This window comes from Bradyrhizobium sp. 142 (genome assembly GCF_023074015.1).
Classification (GTDB): Bacteria; Pseudomonadota; Alphaproteobacteria; order Rhizobiales; family Xanthobacteraceae; genus Bradyrhizobium.
This window is the reverse complement of the sequence record NZ_JADPKQ010000125.1, coordinates 1-656: the sequence shown is the minus strand read 5'-3', so window position 1 is coordinate 656 and position 656 is coordinate 1. Positions and strand designations below refer to the sequence as shown.

1 protein-coding gene is annotated in these 656 nt (G+C 63.9%); it reads right to left on the bottom strand.

Annotated elements, in window-relative coordinates; all coding sequences use genetic code 11:
• A partial coding sequence (locus IVA82_RS12475) for a transposase (protein ID WP_247493315.1) occupies positions 1 to 656 on the bottom strand: 656 nt, incomplete at both ends.

The window sequence follows — 656 nt, the reverse complement described above, 5'->3', positions numbered from 1 at the left end:
GGGCCGGTCAAGGCCAAGCCTTGCGGTGGCCGCAAGTGCGGCCAGCCTTGACCGCCCCTGCGCGCGGCGGCTGCAAGATTGATGGCCGGGACGGAAGAATGGCCTGCGGCGCGGCCGAACAAAAGAATGGACGCACGCGATTTCCAGCAAGCGTCATCTCGATAATGAAAAAATCGCTTGTCCATCTCATCCGTCGTCCGCAAGTGTTTCCAGTGCTCGGCCGGGAAGTCGTAGAATGCGAGCAGCGTGTCTCGATCCTTGCGCAGGCAGTCGGCCGCCTTCTCGTATTTCAGCGCGTAGCTCTCGATGAAGGCGTCGAACGCCAGCTCGGCGGCGACCTTCGTTTCAGCCATCCAGATCTCCTGCAACGCGCGCTTGGCTTTCTGCTGCTGGCTCTTCGGCAGCTTGGCGAGCACGTTGGCAGTCTTGTGTACCCAGCAGCGCTGCTCGCGCGTTTTCGGCCAGATCTCGCCGGCGGCTTTCCAGAAGCCGAGTGCGCCATCGGCGATGACGAGCCGCGGAGGCACGTCGAGCCCGCGCCGCTTCAGATCAAGCAGCAGATCGCGCCAGTCGTGCGCGCTCTCGCGGGCACCATCGGTGAAGCCGACCAGTTCCTTGCGGCCTTCCGGCGTCGCACCGATCAGCACGAGGATGCA